This is a genomic window from Flavivirga sp. 57AJ16, from assembly GCF_028736925.1.
In the GTDB taxonomy this organism is placed as follows: domain Bacteria; phylum Bacteroidota; class Bacteroidia; order Flavobacteriales; family Flavobacteriaceae; genus Flavivirga.
The window spans coordinates 1-24493 of the sequence record NZ_JAQZAT010000024.1 but is presented as its reverse complement, the minus strand read 5'-3'; the positions used below and the strand labels follow the sequence as shown (position 1 = coordinate 24493).

Below are 24493 nucleotides of genomic sequence, written 5' to 3'. Positions count from 1 at the left end.
AATTGATGATTTTTAATATTTATTTTAAAATCTGGATTTATTTATTCTACTTGTTTTTTTTCTTCTCCCAAAATTTCCAAACTTCCAACTAAAATTTAGCATAAAGTATTGCTGTAAAACAGTACTTTGAGAATCTAAAATAAAATTGGCAGTAGCAATTCTTTGTGCATTGGTATTTTGATTTAATAAATCATAAACTTTTAAGGTTAAGAATCCTTTATCTTGGAACATAGTATAAGTTATAGATGAATTCCATAACCATGAGCTCTTTTGGAACCCCACTGGAACATTAGGGTTAAGGACATAACGAATGTCGTTTCTCCATTCTAACTTTTTCGGAGCATACGTAATTGTTTTTATATCCAGTGAATGCTGTATAAAACTTTGTTTTTCAAAACTGTCTAGGTTTAAATTGGTTTTTGAAAAAGAAAGTTTATACATCGGATCAATTTTAAAAACATTTTTCCATTCAAAAGTGACCCCTATTCTTGGTATAATAGACGTTGTTTGAGATTTATATTTTTCATTGTTAAAAAAATTAATGTTTTTTATTGTTATCGAATTAGTTCCAATATTTAATTTAAGACTTCTAACAGGGTCTATTTGTATTTTTTTATTGTAACTAGCCACCAAAAAAAGATTATAGTTTCCATCTATATTTGTAAATGTTGTATTGTTAACAAGGTCATCATTAACAATACTTTTAGTAATCACCTGATTTTCCATAAAATTTAATATCGCTCTGGTATTAAAACCAGTGCCCTTTTGTATATTGAATTTATTAAAGCCTACAGCAATAGTATGAGTGCTAGTTGGCTTTAAATCTGGGTTACCCACAATAATATTTAACGGATTTGTTATATCTTCATAAGGCTGTATTTGGTTAATTTCTGGAGGTTTGTTTTGTAATTGGTATCGTGCATATATGTACTCGTTTGGATTAAACTTATAATTTAAAAAACCAAATAGCTCTAAAGCATTATAATCTCTTTTTAAATTTAAATTTGGACGGAGTTTATCTTGATTTTCAAGAGTTTGAAACACATAGCCACTTTCAATCCTTGTATTCCATTTGCCTCCAACATAACTAAGTGCTACAGCTGGTTTATTTCTGATATTATTATACATAAAATCTGTGCTTAACCGACTGTTAAAAGTTGAATATTGATTATTGATACTGTCAAAATCGAATGTACTTTTTATACTTTCCCTTTTTTCTTTTCGATAATCATATTTAAAATCCAAATAAAGCTTTTTATCAATTATAAAATGCCTATAGGTTAGTTGAGTTTCCAAACGATTGTAGTTTAAATCTCCATCAATAAATTGATTTTGGTTTGTTGTTGTTGAATTTAAAATTTCAGTTGTTGAAATATTATAATCATCACTTTCTGAATCATTGAATTGATTGCTCATGCTTAATCTCATGAAAGACCCTTTTTCTCCAAATCTTTTTGTTAAATCAATTCTATTGCTAAAATCTTTATCTGTTTTTTTATTGTTAATGATACTATTTGACCTATTTATTAACACATTATTTTCATCTAATGATTCTTGATCTCTTGTAGAGAACTGATTGCCTTTGTCTAACGTAAAAGATGGTGCAACGTTTATTAGAAACGTTGAGTCTATTACAATATCAAATTTTAAGTTTGCAGTATGTTTCTCTTTATCATTAATTGAACTCGTACTTGAATTAGAAAAGAACTTACCATCGGGCAAAATATTTTCGGAGTTTCTAATTGATTTATTTTCTGTATTGCTTCCAGAGTAAAAGTAGTCTGTATTCATTTCAGCATCTTTACCAAAGTCATCAGCATAAGATGTCCCAAATGATTTAGACTTTATAATTCCTTTATTACTACCACCAGGAATAAAATCACTTACATTATTTAAACTAACACTTCTCCTTTGAGCACCATTAAAATTGTATCCTGGTGCATTTATATTGTTTCCATTAACTAATGCGCCAATTTGTTTATCATTATTGAAATGGTTTGCAATAGCTGCATATTCATTGCGTTCATGGGTACCTAAACCTGCAACGGAACGTCCAAACCAACCTTTATTCTTTTCCTTATTGGTAGTTAAGTTTACTGTTTTGTTTTCTTGTGCACCTTTTTCACCCGTAAATGCTTCCGATTTTGTTCTAGTATCACTAACCTGAACCTTATCAATGATATCTTTAGGCAAGTTTCTTGTTGCAATGGTTGGATCATCACCAAAAAAGGTTTTTCCATTTAACAAAACTTTATTTACAAGCTTTCCGTTTATTGTAATTTCTCCATCATCATTAACTTCAAAACCGGGTAATTCTTTTAATAGATCTTCAACAGTAGCATCTTTTTTAGTTTTAAAAGATTTTACATTAAATTCTATTGTATCCTTTTTAATGGTAATAGGCGAACGTGATTTTATCACAACCTCATCTAATAAATTTGTATTGGGTTTAAGATTGATTGTTCCTAATTGAAACTCTTTTTTTGTAAGTGCAAGCTTTATGAAATACGGTTGAAATCCAATATGGGATACATACATGTTTAATTCTTTTTCAAAAGTGCTGCCTTCTAAAAAAAAACTTCCTTTTTTATCTGAAATAGTATATGAAACCACAGTGCTATCCTGAATTTTCTCTAAGTGAATGGTGGCTGATTCTAAAGGAGTATTTCGGTCTGACAAAATAATTCCGGTAATCTTAAAAGAAACTGATTGCGCATAAAAGTTAATTGTATATAAAAAAGTAACTAATAAAAATATTTTTTTCATAATAGCTTTTTGTCGGCAAAAGTATCTATCCCTTTTTCTGTTTTTTGTAAAAAATAACATGATAAACAGGCATACATTTAATATTTATTTGAATAAAATGGTGTAGTTAATTCCATTAATAAAAATGAAAAAATGTTAGCATTTATTAACTCTTAATTCAGAGGTTTTAAAAAAACAGAACTTTAGACTTTTAATATCTAAAGCCCTGTTGAATAAAAATTGACTAACTCAAATAGTTTTAAATACCTTCGTAACCTGGGTTTTGATCTGCGAGAGTAAGTGACCCGTTTCCATTAATTTCTTCTTCTGGAATTGGTAAAATGTATTGGTTTGAACTTGTAATTGTGGGTTTTAATGTCATGGCTTTATCAAAGCGAATGGCTGCAAACCACTCACTACCATTTTCGAAAGCCAGTTCTCTAGCAATTTCATTAAAAATATCATCTTTAAGTTCGTCTATGGTAAGGGCAGGTGAATCTCCAATACCAGCTCTGTTTCGTATAACATTTAAAGGCTCACTTGCCTCCAGTAACGTAGCTCCACTAAACGCCAGTCCTTCAGCTTTTATTAAATACATTTCGGCTAAACGTAAAAAATAAGTTGGCCTATAAACAGCTGCATTATTGGTTTTCAAAACCGTAGTACCACTATATGTAAATGGTCTTCTTGGGTCACTATCCATTAGCGTAGCGAACCAAGTACTATTTGAGGTTCTACCTGTGTAAAAACGTTTTCTGTTGTTATCCTCAGAATCTGAATTTTCATCACGATAAGTCATTAAAATCATTTCTGATGAATTTAACCCTTTACTAAACGCCGTTTCAAAGTCAGCTTCAAGAGTCGTAGTTCCCTCGTTAATAACTTCATCTGCTAAAGCAGCAGCCTCAGCATATTTACCTTGATAGAGCAACACTTTAGATTTTAGCGCTTTAGCAGCTGTTTTAGATGCCCTGTATGTAACTGTATAATCTGGTGCATCTGCAATGGCTTTATCTAAATCCGATAAAATTTGGGTATAGCATGCTGCAACCGTATTTCTGGCTTTGTGTCTAGTAACAAAGTTTGAGGGCTCGGTATGCAATATAATACCTAAGTTACTGGTTTCATCAAAAAATTGTCCAAAGTACCTTAACGCATCAAAAGTTGCCATTGCCCTTAAATAGTGCGCTTCGCCAAGAAGCTCTTTTCTAACTTCATCAGAAATCAATTGATCAGATAATTGAGATGTTTGAACTATTGAATTATTTGCCAAATCCATAACCTTATATATAATCAACCAATAATCTCTTACAAAAATATTATCAAACTGTACCTCATTATTTGAAAATTGCCCATGTATTGAACCTGCGCCGGAAACACTCATGGAACCTATCATAGCACTGGGTATCAACTCAGAATACATGTAATAGTATGCTGAAACTCTGGATGTAATAGTCGTGTATACACCATTTAATAAAGCTCTGGCATCTGTTTCATTTTTTACTACATTTTCAGCAACTAAATTGTTAGGCGGATCATTTTCTAATACATCTACTAATTCACATGAGTACAAAAGAAGTAATGTAACTAAGTATATTGTTGTGTTTTTCATAATTATAATTTTTTAAAATCCTATTCTTATACCTGCAGTGAATACTTTTGCTATAGGAAAGCGATTGTTGTCCCTTCCTGCACTAATATCATTGCCAAACAAATTTGAAGCTTCTGGATCCGCTCCTGGGTAATTTGTTATTGTAAATAAATTTTGGGCAGTTATATAAATTGAAATGTTATCAAAAAATTTAATCTGCTCTAATGACTGTTTTGAAAATGTATAGCTAAAATTTAATGTCTTTAACCTTAAATAAGAAGCATTATTAACATAGTGGGAAGATATTCTATCATTATTATTTGGATCAAAATAGACCAATCTTGGTATATCAGTATTGGTGTTTTCTGGTGTCCAAGCATTTAAAACACTTGTTACTTTGTTTTCACCAATAAAAGTGCTGGCAAAGTTTGTATCTCTTGCTAAGCTAAATGAATCTACCTCATTGCCTACAGAGAAAGTGAAGAATGTAGACAAAGCAAATCCTTTGTACTGAAATGTATTATTAAAACCTCCATAAAAGTCTGGTTGTGTATCTCCAATAACTTGCTGGTCTAAAGCTGTAATTACACCATCGGGAACACCATCTGGACCTGTTAAATCTTTAAACTTTATATCTCCAGGAGCTGTTTGACTATTTTGATATGTTCCTGTAGGTGATGCTGTATTCAAAACATCTATGTCTTCTTGATTTTGAAAAAGTCCTTCGGAAACATAGCCATAAATCAACCCAATTGGACTACCTTCTTTAAGCCTTCCTCCTCCTGGAAACCCTGTTAAGAATCCATTATCATCCCTAAAGTCATCTGAGATTTTAGTTAACTTATTATCATTTTTACTTACATTCAATGATACATTCCAACTAAAATTTTGAGATCTTATAACATCCCCCTTTAATTCTAGCTCTAAACCAGTGTTTTTGGTATTTCCAATGTTAGCGATTATCCTGTTAAACCCAGTACTTCCTGGGGTTATAGCAGTAAACAAAGCATCTTTTGTTTCTTTTAAATAATACCCAAAACCGCCACGAAACCTTCCTTTAAAAAAAGAAAAATCGACACCAAAATCAACTTGCTCCGTCGTTTCCCATTTTAAACTGGCATTGCCTAACTGAGATGCAATAATAGACGGATCTGGTCCGTAATCTTCAGTCTCAAAAAGGGTTCGCCATGCATAATCCCCAAAATCCTGTTGACCAGTTGTTCCCATACTGGCCCTAAGTTTCAATTCGTCTACAAAATTGCTTTCACTCAAAAAATCTTCATTTGATATCCTCCATGCCACTGCTGCTGCTGGGAAAAAGGCATATTGATTATCTGGAGCAAATTTTGAAGATCCATCTACCCTTGCGGATAACGTTAATAAGTACTTATTATCAAAATCATAATTAACACGTCCAAAATATGACGCTAAACCAGAACCAGTTTCAAAAGACGATGCATCTGTAAATACAGTGGCACTTGAAACATTCGTTAATACATCATTAAAAAAACCTTCTCCCCATCCTTTTACATTAGAGCTTTTATTTTTTTCAAAAGAGGCTCCTAATACAGCATTAATATTATGCTTTTCAATTAACTTATCATAAGTTAGTGTACCTTGTAGTAAAGTATTAGTACTGCGACTTCTACTTTCTTGCGCATAACCATCACCATTACCTTGTAATCTACTCCAACCTCCTACAAATGTAAAAAGTGGGTAAAAACTTTGTTGGTTACCTGCATTATAGTTAAGAGAAAAAAGTGTGTTAAGGTTTAATCCTTCTGCTAATTTTAATTCGGTATACATAGAACCTAATAACAAAAGTGTTTTGTTAGTGTTGGTCGCTTTAGAACGTGCTACTGGGTTTTCAGAGTTATATTGTGATGAAAATGAGTAATTGCCTTCTTCATCAAAAACAGGAAGATCTGGTCTAAAACTATAAGTAAGCTGTGTAAGACCTCCATCTTTAGCATCTTGTTTGGTTGATGAAACATTTATTCTAGAGCCAAACGTCCAATTTTCACTGATTTTAGTGTCCAAATTTAGGTTGAAAGAATAGCGATCGAAACCTGTTTTGTTATAAACCCCATCTTGAGTATTAACACCCAATGATGTACTATACCTGGTGTTTTCCGACCCGCCAAGCACATTCAAATAATAGTTTGTTGTAATTGGTGAGCCTGGGCTAATTTCATCCTCCCACTTAGTATCTGCATCTCCAAAATAAGAACCATCTAAAACAGCTTGGGCAAAGGCATCGTTTCTCGTTCCATTTTCTACAGCTGCCGTCCAAACTTCTCTAAATTGTTGTGCATTTAAAACTTCTAGGGTTTGCGCATTTTGAAAACTCATAGATACTGTAGCATCAAACTTAGTCTCATTTGAATACACACCTTGCTTGGTATTAATAATAATAACACCATTTGCAGCTCTGGAACCATAAATAGCTGCAGCTGATGCGTCTTTTAAAATACTTATAGACTCAATATCTGCGGAGTTGATATTACCAATAGGTGTACTTAAACCTTCCTGATTAAGTTCTGTTCCTAAATTATTTCCTTCTGGTCCACCATTAGGTATATTACTATTGGGAGCTAGAGGAATACCATCTATAACATACAAAGGTTGATTGGATCCTAATAAAGATGTATTCCCTCTTATTCTTACTCTTGCAGCTCCTCCTGGTTGACCTGAGGAACTAGTAATGTTAACACCTGCTACTTGACCTTGTAGTGCATAGTCAAGATTAATGGTTGGTACTTGATTGGTTATATTTTTAGCATCAATAGTACCTACTGAACCTGTTAAGTTTTCCCTTTTCACTTTTCCATAACCAATAATAACAGTTTCATCCAGACTTGTAATTAGTTCTTTTAACCGAACATCGATCACAGTTTGGTCTTTTACTAGGATTTCTTTTGTTTCATAGCCCAAAAAAGAAAAAACCAAGACATTTTCCGAAAATGGCACAGTAATACTGTAATGGCCATCAAAATTTGTAGCGGCACCCTTGATTGTCCCCTTAATTAATACCGTCACACCTGAAAGTGGCAATCCTTTTTCATCGGTTACAGTACCCGTAACCTTGATCTGTTGTTTTTTGTCTTCAGGGGTTTTCTTTTTAATTATTACTCTATTATCTTTTGTTAGAATAAAATTAAAATCCTTACTATCAACACTTTTTAATAACAGTCTGCTAAGTCGAAAACGCCCCTTTTTAAGTTCAACCCTTGGTAGGTCTTTAAATAAATCTGATCTATAAATAAAAGAAAAATCAGTTTGTTGGTCAATGATATCGAAAACTTCTTCTATAGTCACTGTCATATCTGTACCAATGACAACTTTAGTATTCTGCGACAGGAGATTCCCTGATGAGAAACTAAATACGGATGTACAGAATAACAATATAAACGTTCTCATAATGAAAGTCAACACTCTTTTTCGTTTAGTCAAAAGAGTATATGTAAATTTAATTTCCATAAATTTGTTCTGTGTTAGTTAATAAATTAATTAATACGTCTAAGGGGAAGTGATGGGTTGTATGTCAGAATTCGGTCCCTCTTCCCTTTTTAATTTAGATGTTAATTTGGTGAATAACATAGCGTATATTCATAAATTAACAGCAAAATTGTCTTGCCATATAGGCATTTTCTTTAGTTATTTCACACCATATATTTCATGTTTTAGTTAAAATTATTATTTGATCAATACTGTTTTATCATGTATGTCGTAGTTAATATCAATGATTGACAAAATATTTGTAATGCTTAATTTTTTCTCTAAGGCACCATTAAAAGTAATATCTTCAAGTTCCTTATTTTCAAAAACCACATCAATTTCATACCAACGAGATAAAATCTTCATAATATCTTTTAGAGATTTGTTTTTAAAACTAAATACGCCATCTTTCCAAGCTATTTCTCTGTAAACATCAACTGATAAAACCTCAATATTGTTATCTTTTAAATTTACGTTTGACTGTTGGTTGGGAAATAATACTTGATTAGTGCTTTCTAGATTTATAGCTATTTTTCCCTCTACCAAAGTGGTGTAAATATTAGTTTCATCTTTATAGGCTTTTACATTAAACTCAGTACCCAAAACTTCAATTTCCTGAGATTGGTTTAGTACTTTGAATTTTGAACCTTTATGTTCTGTACTTGGAGACACGTCAAAATAAGCTTCACCATATACCAATTCGACTTGTCTGGATTCACCATCTACAAATGTTACCGGATATTTTAATTGGGATTCTGAATTTAGCCAAACCTTTGTCCCGTCTGATAATGTCATTTTAAATTGCCCTCCAGTAGGAATTGTTAAATAATTGTATGCTATTTCTTTTGAGTTTTCCCTATTGGTGCCATATACAATTTCTTCACCATTACTTGTAATATTGCCCGTAACATAACTTTGCCCTTTTTCCAAGCTTATATCTGCCCCGTTCTCTAGGGTTAAAATAGCTTTATCTGTACCTGCTTTAATATGGTTATTTACTATTACAGGTTCACTGGATTGTGGCTCTTTTTTATTAAAGAACACTGAAACCGAAATTAACAGTATTACTGAAGCTGCCGCAGTTACAGCATACCTTCTTTTTCTAGATGGCTTGATAAACGTAGGCTTCCTTGGTTGATTCTCTTTTAGATTTTTCCATACTTCATTAAAATCTTCTTCTGAGGCTTGATAATCCTTAAAGGTGAATTGACGAATCAATTTCCTAGCTAAATCAACGTCAGCTTGTTTTTCGGGATTATCACTAAGCCACTTTTCCCAAAATAAATTGGTCATTTGGTCATCTTGTAATACCCAATTTTGAAAGTAAGTATCCGAAGCGAGCTCTTCGGGAGTAAAGTCTAAATAATTTTTAACTGACATAACTATAAACAATAACTGTTTATATACTACAGGCAATATTTTTAATTTTTACCCCATGGAAAAGAAACTTTTTTTCTTTTTAAGTGAAAAAAGAAAAAAACAACAGTAGAATAATAGATTCTTTTATAGCTGACAAAGCTCTATATATCAATTTATAAGTTGCTTTAGCATTGATTTTTAAAATTTCTGATGTCTCTTCGTAGGAAAGGTTATCATAAAACCTTAAATAAATCGCTTCTCTCTGGCGAGCAGTCAAAGACTTAATGGCTTTACTCAGCATATGTTGATTGTTGGCTTGTTGTTGGCTGTTGATCAACTTTAGTTCGTGCGAAATTTCGAATTCAAATTCACTTTGTATAAATGACTTTTTTTCTTTGCCCAATTCTCGCTTTATTTTTCGTTTAAGACATTTTAGAAGATATGGTTTTACCGACTTAACATTCACGAGTATTTTTTGATTTTTCCAAAGTTCAGAAAAGAGCTCTTGGATACAATCTTTTACTAAATCCTTATTTCTACATATTTGCATACCATAAGCAAAAAGGTTTTGAAACATATTTTCATACACCTCTGCATAGAACGCTTCAAAACTTTGTGATTCCTTGTAAGAAAGAGGTTTAACACTTTTTTTGCCCGATTCAAGATCACGTTTAGAAGTTGATTTTGTATGTGCAACTTTTAAATTCACCAAAAAATATTATATGTGTAAAGTTATAATAAATTTACGTATACGCAATATATGGTTAATGTATAGGCTCTAGATTTCAACTCAAAAAAGGGCTCAAACCTTTTAATAATCAATGCGGCTATACGTTACCGATTTACAATGAATATAGCTAATTCCAAGGTTCTATCAACCCATTATATAATCAAATGCAGTTATTCCATAGTAGGGTAACCAAAATGGGAAACTTAAATTAATACACTTAAATAATTCCCATATAAAAAACACCATAGACCTTAACTAAATTGGCAGAATCAGTTAATAATCAATCTTAACAAATATTTCAGGGCCCAAAGCCATAAACTTTAACGATTAAAACAGCAGGCAAGTATTATAAGTAAATCGTTTTAGTAAATTTTTATATATTAGCAACTTTAAATCATCTTATTGTTAGATAATAAAAATAAACCCTTAACAAACCTGCGAATCTCGTACATTACAAAATAAATATTTACGATTATAATAATGGTGTAAACTATCCATTTGATATAGAACCAATAAAATGATGAAACAAATATTATTTATTAACCTTTTAAGTCTATTTTTTGTTTGTTGTGGCACAACAAATCAAATAAAAACCAAAACGCCATCTCCTACAGAAAAAGTAAATGTTTTTTTGGGCAGTTCAGGTGATCATGGGCAAATGTCTCCATCTGCCTCTTCTCCTTTTAACATGCTAAGCATAGGTCCACAAACAAATCCACACATACATACTGGCTATGAATATTATGCAGAAAGATATGAAGGGTTTACGCATACCCATTTAGAAGGTGTAGGTTGTACCGGCAGTGGAGGAAATATTTTAATAAAACCTGTATTAAATAAAGATATTGATACCAAATTACTGAAAAAAGAGCAACATGCTAGCCCTGGTTATTATGAGGTTTCCTTCAAAAATGGCATAAATGCATCCATGAGTGTAAATCATAATTTTGGATTAGAACAATACACTTATCCTAATGATAGTGATGAGAATGGATTGTTTATCGACCTTTCTTTTGCGCTTTCTAATCGATTTATTTCTGAAGAACATACAATTAATAATAATGTCATTTCAGGTTCAATTGATACGTATACCACTTGCCATAGAGGCGTATATAGAATTTACTATGCTATAGAAATTTCTAATATAAACAAATTTGAAAAATTAAGTGATCACAAATATTATGTCCCAATAAATCAAAATACACAAAAAGCAACGGTACAAATTGGTTTTTCTTCTGTAAGTATTGAATACGCAAAAAACAAACTTGGTAAAACCAATTTAGAAACTGTAAAAAAATCTTCAAATAACGAATGGAATTCATTACTATCACATATAAAAGTACAAGGAGAAGTAGATCGAGAAGATTTATTTTATTCACTTCTATATAGAGGCTTACAATCTCCTTACAAGATTAGTGAAAAAGATGGCACATATGCTGCTACAAATGGAACCATTCAAAAAGCTGATTTTATGGTATACAATGGTTGGGCCATTTGGGATAATTACAGGGAACAACTACCTATGTTGTCTTTAATTTATCCAGATAAATACGCAGACATTTCAAAATCTATTGCTAATCTCTATAAATATGGGAAAGAAGATTGGGCAACAAAACATGAACCTTCCCCAACGGTTCGTACAGAACATGCTATGGTGGTTTTATTGGATGCTTATGAAAAAAATTATCCCATAGACTTTCTTTCTATTAAAGATTCAATCATTGCTGAAGTAAATAAATTAAGTTTTGGCTCACCAGATAAAGCCTTGGAATCTTCTTATGATTTTTGGGCAGCGTCTAAAATAATGAAAATTTTAAAAGATGATGAACTCGCAAAAACCTATCATACTAAATCTTTAGAATATAAAAAATACTGGGAAAAAGATTTTGCAGACCTTACCAGAAATGATGTTGATGAAATGCAAGCTAGAGGTTTATATCAAGGAACTATTTGGCAATACCGTTGGTTTGTTCCTTTTGACATAGTAGGTCTTAAAAATTTAATTGGTAGTGAAAAACAATTTATAAAACAATTAGATCAATTTTTTGCTGAAAATAACTACAACCCCTCAAATCAACCAGATTTACAAGTACCAGGCCTTTATAATGCCACAAAACAGCCATGGAAATCGCAAAAACTATTTCGAAATCTATTGTTAGATTCCATTGTACAAAAATACCATTATGGCAATGGTAAAGGTAAAGACCCTTATGTAGGGCGTATCTACAAAAACTTGCCTAAAGCGTTTCTTAAAACCATGGATGATGACGCAGGAACCATGTCGTCATGGTTTGTTATGCGTAGTATGGGATTATCTGCAGTAAATATTGGAACGCCTGTTTACTACCTAACGGCACCAATTTTTGAAAAAGTAAGTATCAATTATTCCAATGGTAAAAAATTTGAAATTGAAGTTAAAAACTATCATAAAGACCATTTTTATATAAAATCTGCCACTTTAAATGGAAAAGCCCTTAATCAGAATTGGTTACATCATGAAGATATTATAAAAGGAGGTAAATTAGTTATTGAAACATCTAATGTGCCTAATAAAAACTGGGGGACAACAAACACATTTGTCACAAAAGCACAAACATCCAAATAAAATTATGAATTTTAAAATAATCATTACGTTTTTTATTATACTTGGATTCATCTCATGTAAATCAACAGCTGAGCTGAAAGCTCCAAAAAATGTTATTCTGTTAATAAGTGATGGCACTGGATTATCTCAAATATCTTCTGCTTTTTATTATAAAGAGTCCATACCAAACTATACGCGTTTTCAAAACATCGGCTTAATAAATACGTCGTCATCAGAACAAGATGTAACAGATTCGGCTGCTGGAGCCACAGCTTTTGCTTGTGGAGTTAAAACTTACAATGGCGCAATTGGTGTGGATGCCAATAAAAAAAACGTAAAAAATATAGTTGAAATCGTATCTGCTAAAAATATTAAAACAGGGGTCATTGCTACAAGTGCTATCACCCATGCAACACCTGCTAGTTTTTATGCTCATGTATTTAACAGAGGCCAAGAAGAAGACATAGCCTTGCACTTAACAAAATCAGAAATAGACTTTTTTGCGGGTGGTGGTTTAAACTATTTTACCCAACGTAAAGATGGTCAAAATTTATTAAATACATTAAAAAATAATCAGTTTACAATCAACACAGATACCTTAAGTGATTTTTCAAAAATTGAATCTACACAAAAAGTAGCATTCTTATTAGCAGAAAAAGAAATGCCCAAGATAGAAGATGGAAGAGGGGATTTTCTTTCCAAAGCAACAGAACTAGGTATTGAGTTTCTAAACAAAGATAACTCAGGATTTTTCTTAATGAGTGAAGGCTCTCAAATCGATTGGGGAGGACACAATAATGATGCCCCCTATTTAATATCTGAATTAATTGATTTTGATAATGTTATTGGTAAAGTTCTAGACTTTGCCGAAAAAGACGGCAACACATTGGTAGTTGTAACTTCTGACCATGAAACAGGAGGATTTACGTTGGCTGCAAAGAAAAAGAAAAGAGAAGACGGCAGTGAATATAGTGATTACAGTGAAATAGGCCCCACTTTTTCTACAGGGGGACACTCGGCTACTTTAATACCCGTTTTTGCTTATGGCCCAGGATCAGAAAAGTTTATCGGGGTCTATGAGAATAACGAAATCTTTGAAAAAATACTTAATGTTACAAATTGGGATAAATAAACTTTTTTGTGAAATTTTAGTCATAACTAATAAATAAAAATGAATACCATTAAAAGTATATTTAAAGCAACTTTAATGATTGTTTTGTTAATGCCAAACAATCTGGCCTTTTCACAAACCTCCCAACCGGTAGATTATGTAAACACGCATATGGGGAATATAAGCCACCTTCTAGTCCCCACTTTCCCAACCATACATTTACCAAATAGTATGCTAAGGGTGTACCCTGAACGTGGTGATTACACAGGGGACTTATTACACGGATTACCTCTTGTTGTTACCAGTCACCGAGGAAATTCCGCCTTTAATTTAAGCCCTTATCAAGGTTCTGAAAGCAACCTAAAACCAATTATAGATTATAGTTATGATTTAGAGAAATCTACGCCCTATTCATATTTCGTTTATCTAGATGAACAACAGATTTCAATAAACTATGGTATATCGCATCAATCGGCTCGTTACGAAATACAATTTGAAAACGATAAAGAATCCTATCTTGTCTTAAATTCCCATAATGGGGACATGTTCTGGGACGGAAAAGCCATTTCTGGCTTTCAAAACCTAGCAAACAATACTAAAGTATATCTCTATTTAGAACCTCAAGTAAAGCCTAAATCCGTTCTAACATATACAAATAACGGATTAACAGAAAATACTGTTGCTCGAGGAAATAATGCTTCTTTAATTTTAAAATATGAAAAGGGGAACCAAAACATTCCTGTTAATTATGGCATTTCTTTTATTGATGTGGAACAAGCCAAACGAAATATGGATCGTGAAATCCAAAATAAAACAATAGCGGATTTACAAAAGGAAGGAAGAAAAATTTGGAATGAAGCCTTAGGGAAATTCACTATTGAAGGCGGTAGTAACGATGATAAAATAGTATTTTATACGTCATTGTATCGTTGTTACGAAAGACCCGTTTGTATTTCTGAAGATGGCAGGTATTTTAGTGCTTTTGATGGCAAGGTTCATGATGACAAAGGCCGTGATTTTTATACTGATGATTGGATTTGGGATTCCTATCGCGCACACCACCCGCTACGTATTTTAACAGACCCAGATAAAGAAGAAGATATTTTGCATGCCTTTTTATTAATGGCTGAACAAATGGATAATTATTGGATGCCTACTTTTCCTGAAATTACAGGAGACAGTAGAAGAATGAATTCAAACCATGCAGTAGCATCTTTTATTGATGCCTATCGAAAAGGACTAAAAAACTTTAACTTAAACAATGCCTTTCTAGCTTCAAAAAATGCCATTACACAAAAAACTTTAGCTCCCTGGTCGGGAAAACCTGCTGGCGAATTAGACCAATTTTATAAAGATAACGGTTACATTCCTGCATTAAAAGAGGGAGAAAAAGAAACAATACCTGAAGTTTCTTCGTTTGAAAAGCGCCAACCCGTCGCTGTAACATTAGGCACCTCATATGATGAGTGGTGTCTATCGGAAATAGCTACAGAACTAGGAAAAAAAGATGAACAAAATTATTTCAGGGAAAAATCTTTCAATTACCGTAATCTATTCAATCCAAAAACCCATTTCTTCCATCCTAAGGATAAGGAAGGTATTTTTATAGAACCTTTTGATTATCGCTTTTCTGGAGGTATTGGAGCTCGTAATTCTTATGGTGAAAATAATGGATGGACATACCGTTGGGATATACAACACAATATAGCAGATTTAATAAAACTCATGGGAGGAGAACAAAATTTCATTCAAAATCTTAATGATTTATTTTCAACACCTATGGGGAGAGGTAAACGCGAGTTTTATACACAACTACCAGATCAAACAGGTAACGTTGGCCAATTTACCATGGCTAATGAGCCTTCATTACACATCCCATATTTATATAATTATGCGGGGCAGCCCTGGAAAACCCAAAAGCGAATTAGAAAACTGTTAAAAGACTGGTTTAGAAATGATTTAATGGGTATGCCGGGTGATGAAGATGGCGGTGGCATGTCTTCTTTTGTGGTATTCTCCAAATTAGGGTTTTATCCAGTAACTCCTGGATTGCCAATGTATACTATTGGAAGTCCTGTTTTTGAAAAATCCACAATTCATTTAGAAAATGGCAAGCAGTTTACCATAGTCGCAAAAAATGTATCCAAAGAAAACAAATATATTCAGTCAGCAAAACTAAATGGAAAAACATGGAGCAAGCCATGGTTCACACATAATGATATCATGGGAGGTGGGACACTTGAATTAATAATGGATAATAAAGCCAATAAAAATTGGGGGAGCTCTAAAGAAGATGTGCCACCTTCTTTTATTTATAAAAATTAAAAACGAAAAACTTTCAAAATGAAAAAATTAATGATTCTGCTTTTTTTAGGTGCCATATGCGCTTGCAAAAATCAAGATGGCAAAACGGTTGTAAAAAAGCTTACCGTATCTTCATTGTTTACAGATCACATGGTTTTGCAACAACAAGATTTGGTTTCCGTTTGGGGCGAGTACACTACAAATAAAAAAATTACGATATCGGCGAGTTGGGGCGCAACCCAAGAAACAAAAGCAGATTCACTGGGAAAATGGCACACAAAGTTACAAACGCCCAAAGCTGGAGGTCCTCACAGTATAAAAATACAATCTTCTGATGGTGAGATTGAAATTCAGGATGTTGCGATAGGCGAAGTTTGGCTGGCTTCAGGACAATCAAATATGTATATGCCACTAAAAGGCTGGCCTAACGAAAGCGTTAATAATTCTGAAAATGTGATTGCTAAAGCCAAAAACCCTAACATACGATTTTTTAAAGTTCCTTATGGACTATCAACGACTCCGCAAGATTCAATTGTTGGAAAATGGCTAGTATCATCGCCAACAACAGCAGAAGATTTTAGTGCAACGGCTTATTTCTTTGCAAAGAAACTCCAAGAAGCATTAAATGTCCCTATAGGCATTATCCAATCGGCAGTAAATGGCACTCCCGCAGAGGCATGGACAAGTAAAAATGGATTAAGGGAATTGGGTGATTTTAATACTATCATGGATGAAATGTCAGGCATCGAATCAAAAACCAAAGCATGGTTTAAAGATTTTAAAAAGCAATCCATACCACAAACCGAAGCAGAATGGAAAAGCTTAAGCTTTAATGATGAATCCTTAGCAAATTTTGATTATGACGATTCTAACTGGAGCCATACAATGACAATACCTAGTCGTTTCGATTTAATTAATAACAAGGAATTTGATGGAGCTGTTTGGTTGCGAAAAACATTTGTTATAGACAACTTAAATGATATCCCAGATGATAATACCTTAATAATTGGAGGGGTGGACGATATGGATGCAACATATATTAACGGAAAATATGTTGGTGGATTAGTAGGCGTAGGATATCACCATACTTTAAGAGAATTTGCTGTTTCAAAGGCAATCTTAAAAGAAGGTAAAAATACTATTGCCATTAGAGCGATAGATACAGGTGGACCAGGGGAAATAATAGGTCCAATCCAATTAAAATCCAAAACAAAATCATGGGGCATTGCATTAGAAGGACAGTGGAAAAAAAAGTTGATAGCCGATATTTTTAATGGTCAATTTATTACTTATGATGAAAATACAGAGATGTCTGGACGTCCAAATTTAAGAAACCTAAATTCCCAAAGCCCCAATGTACTTTATAATGCCATGATACATCCACTAGTGCCTTACAACATAAAGGGAGCCATTTGGTATCAAGGGGAATCTAATGTGGGGAGAGCAGAACAATACAAAAATTTATTTCCTTTAATGATCAAAGATTGGCGTAAACAATGGAAATCTGATTTTCCTTTCTATTTTGTTCAAATTGCACCTTTTACCTATGGTGGTAACGAAAAAAATAAATCACAACAATTACGAAATGTACAACGACTAGCTTTGGAAACGGAAAAGACAGGAATGGTAGTTACTTTAGATATAGGAGACGAGTTTAAAATACATCCTTCAGAAAAAGAAACTGTAGGAAACCGTTTGGCTAATTTGGCACTTAGTAATGAGTATGAGAAAAATTTAGTGGCATCCGGGCCATTATTTAAAAATGTAGACGTAGAAGAAAATAGGCTAATCATTTCTTTTGATAATATTGGAAGCGGATTAATGGCTGGTGAAAACGGCTTGATAAATTTTGAAATTGCCGGAGCAGATAAAAACTATAAACCTGCCAACGCCAAAATTGTGGCTGAAAAAGTGATCGTTGATAACGCTAACATTTCAACCCCGGTTTATGTAAGATATGCTTGGAGTGACAAGAGTACAGCATCCCTATTTAACAAAGAAGGTTTACCTGCTTCCACCTTTACATCTGAATAACAGCAAATTAATTTATAACATGAAATTTAAAATTTTATTTCCCATTTTACTCTTTTCTGGAGTTTCTTTGATCGCACAACAAAAAATCAAAAACTTGGCAGATTATGTCAATACATTACAAGGCACAAACTCCAAACACGAATTAACGAGGGGCAACACCTACCCCACTACTGCTTTACCTTTTGGGATGAATACCTGGACCCCACAAACTGGAAATAACGGTGATGGATGGAAATATCAATACTTCAAAGACAAAATAAAAGGCTTTCAACAAGCACATCAATGCAGTTCTTGGAGTAATGATTATGCCGTTTTTTCATTAATGCCTGTCACTGGAGCACTTAAATTGAATGATCAAGAAAGAGCTTCAGGTTTCAGTCATGACAATGAAACAGCAAAACCATACTACTATCAAGTAACATTAGAAAATGGTACAAATACCGAAATAGCTCCGACAGAACGCGGCGCGCATATACGTTTTACCTTTCCAAAGAAAAAAAATGCCTGGTTAGTTATAGATGGATACACGGGAACGAGCTCAATAACCATTGATGTAAAAAACAGAAAAATTACTGGCTATGTTAGAAATGGTAGAGGTATGGATAGGATAAATGGCTTTAAAAACTATTTCGTAATTCAATTCGATAAAGCCTTTACAACGCACGGCATTTGGAATAATGAGTCCAATAAAAAATGGGAAGCTAAAGTTTCTGACGAAGGAAAAGGTATTGGAGCCTATTTAAAATTTAATCCAGAGCAACGAGTTCAAGCAAAAATTGCCTCTTCATATATTAGTATTGAGCAAGCAGAACTAAACCTAAAATCAGAGTTAGGAAATCATAAAAAGTTAGAAACAACAAAAGCAATAGCCAAGAATGTATGGAATCAACAACTTAATAAAATAGTTGTAGAAGGAGGAACCCAAGAACAATTTAAAACCTTTTATTCCTGCTTTTTTAGGGCCAGTTTATTTTCTCGTAAGTTCTATGAATTGAATGAAAAAGGAGAACCGTACTATTATAGTCCATACGACGGTAAAATTCACAAAGGCTATATGTACACCGACACTGGCTTTTGGGATACTTTTAGAGGTCAATTCCCGTTAAATGCATTAATGGAACCTGAAATGCACGGTCGTTATGTGGCTGCATTATTAGATGCTTACGATCAATGTGGATGGTTACCTTCATGGTCGTTCCCCAGTGAGGCTGGCAGTATGATCGGTAATCATGCTATATCCCTGTTAGCAGATGCCTGGGCGAAAGGCTTAAAAACATTTGATCCCCAAAAAGCATTAGAGGCTTATTTTCACGAAGCAACAAATAAAGGGCCGTGGGGGCCAGCTAACGGACGAGGCAATTGGAAGGATTATTTTACTTTGGGTTATGTTCCTTATCCAGATGTTAGGGAAGCAACCGCTAAAACCCTAGAATATGCTTATGATGATTTTTGTGGTTACGCTTTAGCAAAAATGACCAACAACACATACTATCAAGACATTTTCTCTAAACAAATGTATAATTATAAAAATGTATTCGACCCTAAAATTGGTTTTATGAGAGGAAAACAAAAAAATGGTCAATGGGTGCCTAATTTCGATCCTTATGAATGGGGAGGTCCTTTTACCGAAGGAAATGCATGGCACTATCTATGGTCTGTTTTTCATGATGCAAAAGGCTTAATTGATTTAATGGGTGGTGAGGCTAATTTTAACAAAAAGCTAGATTCGGTTTTTTCTATTTCAAATAAAATTGTAGTTGGGACATATGGCGGTAGAATACATGAAATGACAGAAATGGAAATGGCAAATATGGGACAATATGCACATGGTAATCAACCCATACAGCATATGCCCTATCTTTATAATTATTCAGGGCAACCATGGAAAACGCAGGCAAAAGCCCGTGAGATCATGGAAAAATTGTATAATTCCACAGAAAATGGATACCCTGGTGATGAAGATCAAGGCCAAACATCGTCATGGTATGTACTAAGTGCTATGGGTTTATATAGTGTATGCCCAGGAACCAATGAATATGTTATTGGAAGTCCTGTTTTTGAAAAAACGACGATACACCTTGAAAACGGGAAAACATTTGTGATCAATGCCAATGGAAATTCAAAAACCAATGTGTATATCCAATCGGCTAAATTGAATAATAAAACGTATACCCGTAATTATATTACATATCAGGATTTGGTTGCTGGAGGTGTATTAAATTTTGAAATGGCAAAATCACCAAATGTCTTAAGGGGTGTGGATGAATCTGACAAGCCTTTCTCTTTATCATCCCATAATAAACAAATCACAGACTAAATCGTTTTATGAATATTAGTATATTTACTCAAATAAAATAAATCATGAAAAAAAACATATTATTATTATTGTTAGGAATAAGTATTACGGTCTCCTGTAAGAGCAATAAAGAAAAGCCTCAGTTAGCAGGAAACCCTATTTTTTCTGGATGGTACGCAGACCCCGAAGGCATTATTTTCGATAACGAATATTGGGTATACCCCACTTTTTCTGCACCTTACGAAAAACAAGTGTTTTTAGATGCTTTTTCTTCTAAAGATCTTGTAAACTGGAAAAAACATGAAAAAATTATAGATACCAGTGCTGTAAAATGGGCTCATAAAGCCTTATGGGCGCCTTCAATAATAAAAAAAGACGACAATTACTTTCTCTTTTTTGGAGCAAACGACATTCAAAATAATGAGGAATTAGGAGGTATTGGCGTTGCTATTTCTTCAACTCCAGAAGGTCCTTTTAAAGATCATTTAGGGAAACCATTAATTGATAAATTCCACAATGGCGCCCAACCTATAGATCAATTTGTTTTTAAAGATATAGACAATCAATATTATCTCATTTATGGTGGTTGGAAACACTGTAATATAGCTAAACTTAACCCAGATTTTACTGGTTTTGTTCCGTTTGATGACGGAACAACATTCAAAGAAATAACGCCAGAAAGTTATGTTGAAGGTCCCTTTATGTTTGTAAAAGATGGTAAATATTATTTCATGTGGTCTGAAGGTGGTTGGACCGGCCCTGATTATAGTGTCGCCTATGCTATTGCAGATTCTCCTTTTGGTCCATTTAAAAGAGTAGATAAGATATTGGAACAAGATAAAAATATTGGTACTGGTGCTGGTCACCATTCTGTAATAATTTCAAAAAAACAAGATAAATATTATATAGTGTACCATAGAAGACCATTAACCGAAACCGATGGAAACTCCAGAGTCGTCTGTATTGATGAAATGAAGTTTGATAAAGACGGATATATTCTACCTGTAAAAATCACAAATGAGGGTGTCGCTACGAATAGATTAAAATAAATTATTAAAAACGTAAAACTATCAATAAATAATCCATATGAAAAAAACATTTTTTAACTTAATAGTAATTGTATCGTCCATACAACTATCATTAGCACAAACCCAACAAATACATAAGGTCGACAGCCCTGTAGATTGGGTTAATCCGCTAATGGGAACAGATTCTAGCCCGGGCCTATCTACAGGAAACACCTATCCGGTAATAGCACTTCCTTGGGGGATGAACTTTTGGACGCCACAGACAGGCAAAATGGGACATGGCTGGGCATATACTTATGATGCTAATAAAATAAAAGGGTTTAAGCAAACACATCAGCCATCTCCTTGGATGAATGATTACGGACAATTTTCAATTATGCCTGTTACAGGTAAAGTGCGTTTCAAGGAAGAAGAAAGAGAAAGTTGGTTTTCCCATAAAGCAGAAATAGCAACGCCCTACTATTACAGTGTTTATCTAGCAGACCATAATGTAACAACTGAAATAACACCGACCGAAAGAGCATCAAGATTCCGTTTTACGTTTCCCGAAACGGAAGAGGCTTCTATAGTTATTGATGCCTTTGATCGAGGTTCCTATGTGAAAATAATTCCTGAACAGCAAAAAATTATTGGTTATACAACTCGTAACAGCGGTGGTGTTCCTGAAAATTTCAAAAATTATTTTGTCATAGAGTTTGATACCCCTTTCGAAATCTCAAAAACTTATAATGATGGAAATCTTTCCGATGCTTTAGAAGTAAAATCCAATCATGCAGGTGCAGTCATTGGTTTTAAGACTAAAAAAGGACAAATAGTTAATGCTAAAGTTTCCTCATCATTTATAAGCCATGATCAAGCCGAAATAAACCTTAAAGAAATTGGGGATAACGATTTTGATCAATTGAAAGAAAAAGGCAAAGAAATATGGAATAAAGAATTGAAAAAAATTGAAATTGAAGGTGCAACTCCAGCACAAATAAGTACGTTCTATTCTTGCCTATACAGATCATTATTATTTCCAAGAAAGTTTTTCGAGTATGATGTTAATGGAAAAATAGTTCATTACAGCCCATATAACGGAGAAATTAGAAGTGGTTATATGTTTACCGATACTGGTTTTTGGGACACATTTCGCTCTCTTTTCCCGTTCTTAAACTTGATGTATCCAGAGTTAAGTGCTCAAATGCAAGAAGGCTTATCTAATGCATATGATGAAAGTGGATGGTTACCGGAATGGGCCAGCCCAGGTTTAAGAAATATTATGGTCGGTAACAACTCCGCATCCGTTGTATCCGATGCCTATTTAAAAAGTGATGGATCATACAAATACAATATTGAAAATTTATATGAAGCGTTAACTCATGGGGCAAATAATGAAGGTCCTATGACCGCTGTAGGTCGTGCTGGCGCCCCTTCGTACAATAAATTAGGATATGTTCCTTTTGATATAGGAATTAATGAAACCGCAGCTAGAACCCTTGAGTATGCCTATGATGACTTTGCAATTTATCAATTAGCAAAAGCTCTAAAAAAACCGAAAAAAGAGATTAAATTATATAAGAAGCGTAGCTTAAATTATAAGAATTTATATGATTCAGAACATAAGCTTATGCGTGGTAAAGACAGTAACGGTAATTGGAGAACGCCATTTAGTCCTTTCGATTGGGGCGGAGATTTTACAGAAGGGAATAGCTGGCATTACTCATGGTCTGTTTTTCACGATATGCAAGGTTTAATTGACCTTATGGGCGGACAAGAGGTATTTGTTTCTCAATTAGATAAAGTCTTTTCGCTACCTCCTATTTTTGGCGATAAATATTATGGTGGTGTCATTCATGAGATTCGTGAGATGCAAATTGCAGATATGGGGCAATATGCTCATGGCAATCAACCTATTCAACATATGATTTATTTATATAATTATGGAGGTCAACCTTGGAAAACCCAATATTGGGTTCGTGAAACCATGAACAGAATGTACAACCCTAATCCAGATGGTTATTGTGGTGATGAAGACAATGGACAAACATCGGCTTGGTATGTATTTTCAGCTATGGGATTCTACCCAGTAGCACCAGCCACAGATCAATATGTGCTTGGAGCGCCTTTATTTAAAAAGACAACGGTTCACCTAAATAACGGTAAAAAAATAGTTATCAATGCAGAAGACAATAATGCTGACAATCGTTATATCCAAAGCATGAAAATTAATGGAACTAAATACTCTAAAAACTGGTTGAGCTTTAAAGAATTAGTAAAAGGTGCTGTTTTAGATTTTGATATGAGCGACACTCCTAATAAGCAGAGAGGTATCAATAAAAGTGATTACCCCTATTCCCTTTCTAACGAAAAATAAATCGACTTTTATAGTCTTGGGTTCAAAATATTTTTAAATATTGGAACTCCATATTTTGTCAAACCAATAAAGAGCCTCCGTTAAAAACGGAGGCTTATATTTTTGCCCATTAACCAAAAGTGATTGCCACGATAAGTTCTCTGTTTTTAAACCCCCGCTCCCGCTAAACTGCGTTTAGTGCCGTACCGAGTAAGAAAATAAAAAGTTAAAAGCTACTTTAGAGATGGGGTAGCTTTTTTGTGGGCTAAAAGTTAAGAAGTAAAACCTGTTTAGTGCCCGCTAGTGCTAGTTTACCGTAATGGCTACCGCTAGGATTTCCTAGTGGCGGTACGAATAAGAAAAACCCGTATCAATCTTAACTATAAAATTTAACTATTTGTAAATAAAAAATATAGTTATAAGTAAAAAAGTTGCTCTTTTTTAAAATAGTTTTTTTATTTGTTTTTCCTTACTCTTGCCTGCTAACTCAGAACGCCACTAGGAAAACCTAGCGGTAGCGTTCACTATTGTGGGGGCATACTAGCACCATGAGGGGCAATAAAATATTTAATAAAAGCTTTTTTGGAAATATGTAGCTTTTCGTACATTAGAACCATGAGTAGAAATTATAAGTTTCATAACAAGTCAGGTTTATATACCCAATCGAGTTGAGCACAAGCTTTGTAAGTTTTGCCACTGTAAATTGGATAGATTTGTTTACCAGGCAAATTTACTTTGGTATTTTGTCGAAAAGTGTAGATTATTGCAGAAAAGAGAAAGGTATGGAACTATATGCCTATTGCTTTATGCCGAGCCATATACATTTGATCTTTAGGTCGGCATATGAAGATCCATCAGGGCTGATACGGGATTTTAAA

Annotated in this window: 12 protein-coding genes and 1 pseudogene; 8 read left to right on the top strand and 5 right to left on the bottom strand. The window is 33.6% G+C overall.

The annotated features are described in order from the left end of the window. Positions 1-24: 24 nt before the first annotated feature. The 5 genes from PQO00_RS19025 to PQO00_RS19005 form a co-directional block, all read right to left on the bottom strand. Entirely contained in the window at positions 25-2766 is a 2742-nt protein-coding gene (locus PQO00_RS19025; protein ID WP_274186444.1) for an outer membrane beta-barrel protein, read from the bottom strand. A gap of 238 nt (positions 2767-3004) precedes the next feature. Beyond that, positions 3005-4357, bottom strand: a complete 1353-nt coding sequence (locus PQO00_RS19020; protein WP_274186443.1) for a RagB/SusD family nutrient uptake outer membrane protein — start codon at positions 4355-4357, stop codon at positions 3005-3007. A gap of 12 nt (positions 4358-4369) precedes the next feature. After that, positions 4370-7756 carry a TonB-dependent receptor gene (locus PQO00_RS19015; protein ID WP_274186442.1) on the bottom strand — a complete coding sequence of 1129 codons (3387 nt, stop codon included), beginning with the start codon at positions 7754-7756 and terminating at the stop codon, positions 4370-4372. A gap of 276 nt (positions 7757-8032) precedes the next feature. Further along, on the bottom strand, positions 8033-9214 hold the full coding sequence (locus PQO00_RS19010; protein ID WP_274186441.1) for a FecR family protein: 1182 nt from the start codon (positions 9212-9214) through the stop codon (positions 8033-8035). A 79-nt stretch (positions 9215-9293) separates the two neighbouring features. Then, positions 9294-9902, bottom strand: a complete 609-nt coding sequence (locus PQO00_RS19005; RefSeq protein WP_274186440.1) for an RNA polymerase sigma factor — start codon at positions 9900-9902, stop codon at positions 9294-9296. Between the two features lie 541 nt (positions 9903-10443). On the opposite strand from PQO00_RS19005, the gene PQO00_RS19000 reads away from it, so the two are divergent. The 8 genes and pseudogenes from PQO00_RS19000 to PQO00_RS18965 all read left to right on the top strand — a co-directional run. Next, positions 10444-12528, top strand: coding sequence for a glycoside hydrolase domain-containing protein (locus PQO00_RS19000; RefSeq protein ID WP_274186439.1), 2085 nt, complete (start codon positions 10444-10446; stop codon positions 12526-12528). A gap of 4 nt (positions 12529-12532) precedes the next feature. Beyond that, the gene (locus PQO00_RS18995) at positions 12533-13639 is read left to right on the top strand and encodes an alkaline phosphatase (protein WP_274186438.1); all 1107 of its coding nucleotides are present in this window, start codon (positions 12533-12535) and stop codon (positions 13637-13639) included. Between the two features lie 39 nt (positions 13640-13678). Then, positions 13679-15943: a GH92 family glycosyl hydrolase gene (locus PQO00_RS18990; RefSeq protein WP_274186437.1), complete on the top strand. Its 2265-nt coding sequence runs from the start codon at positions 13679-13681 to the stop codon at positions 15941-15943. Between the two features lie 18 nt (positions 15944-15961). Next, positions 15962-17956, top strand: a complete 1995-nt coding sequence (locus PQO00_RS18985; protein ID WP_274186436.1) for a sialate O-acetylesterase — start codon at positions 15962-15964, stop codon at positions 17954-17956. Positions 17957-17975: 19 nt separating this feature from the next. Continuing rightward, positions 17976-20273, top strand: a complete 2298-nt coding sequence (locus PQO00_RS18980) for a GH92 family glycosyl hydrolase (protein ID WP_274186435.1) — start codon at positions 17976-17978, stop codon at positions 20271-20273. Between the two features lie 44 nt (positions 20274-20317). Beyond that, positions 20318-21301 carry a glycoside hydrolase family 43 protein gene (locus PQO00_RS18975; RefSeq protein ID WP_274186434.1) on the top strand — a complete coding sequence of 328 codons (984 nt, stop codon included), beginning with the start codon at positions 20318-20320 and terminating at the stop codon, positions 21299-21301. 37 nt (positions 21302-21338) lie between these two features. Beyond that, the gene (locus PQO00_RS18970; RefSeq protein ID WP_274186433.1) at positions 21339-23636 is read left to right on the top strand and encodes a GH92 family glycosyl hydrolase; all 2298 of its coding nucleotides are present in this window, start codon (positions 21339-21341) and stop codon (positions 23634-23636) included. A gap of 594 nt (positions 23637-24230) precedes the next feature. Beyond that, positions 24231-24493: pseudogene (locus PQO00_RS18965) on the top strand (transposase); the annotation flags it as partial.

Excerpts from the sequence above, each read along its gene's own strand:
- PQO00_RS19025 (WP_274186444.1), bottom strand. The coding sequence starts at position 2,766 with ATGAAAAAAATATTTTTATTAGTTACTTTTTTATATACAATTAACTTT.
- PQO00_RS19020 (WP_274186443.1), bottom strand. The coding sequence starts at position 4,357 with ATGAAAAACACAACAATATACTTAGTTACATTACTTCTTTTGTACTCA.
- PQO00_RS19015 (WP_274186442.1), bottom strand. The coding sequence starts at position 7,756 with ATGAGAACGTTTATATTGTTATTCTGTACATCCGTATTTAGTTTCTCA.
- PQO00_RS19010 (WP_274186441.1), bottom strand. The coding sequence starts at position 9,214 with ATGTCAGTTAAAAATTATTTAGACTTTACTCCCGAAGAGCTCGCTTCG.
- PQO00_RS19000 (WP_274186439.1), top strand. The coding sequence starts at position 10,444 with ATGAAACAAATATTATTTATTAACCTTTTAAGTCTATTTTTTGTTTGT.
- PQO00_RS18995 (WP_274186438.1), top strand. The coding sequence starts at position 12,533 with ATGAATTTTAAAATAATCATTACGTTTTTTATTATACTTGGATTCATC.
- PQO00_RS18990 (WP_274186437.1), top strand. The coding sequence starts at position 13,679 with ATGAATACCATTAAAAGTATATTTAAAGCAACTTTAATGATTGTTTTG.
- PQO00_RS18985 (WP_274186436.1), top strand. The coding sequence starts at position 15,962 with ATGAAAAAATTAATGATTCTGCTTTTTTTAGGTGCCATATGCGCTTGC.
- PQO00_RS18980 (WP_274186435.1), top strand. The coding sequence starts at position 17,976 with ATGAAATTTAAAATTTTATTTCCCATTTTACTCTTTTCTGGAGTTTCT.
- PQO00_RS18975 (WP_274186434.1), top strand. The coding sequence starts at position 20,318 with ATGAAAAAAAACATATTATTATTATTGTTAGGAATAAGTATTACGGTC.
- PQO00_RS18970 (WP_274186433.1), top strand. The coding sequence starts at position 21,339 with ATGAAAAAAACATTTTTTAACTTAATAGTAATTGTATCGTCCATACAA.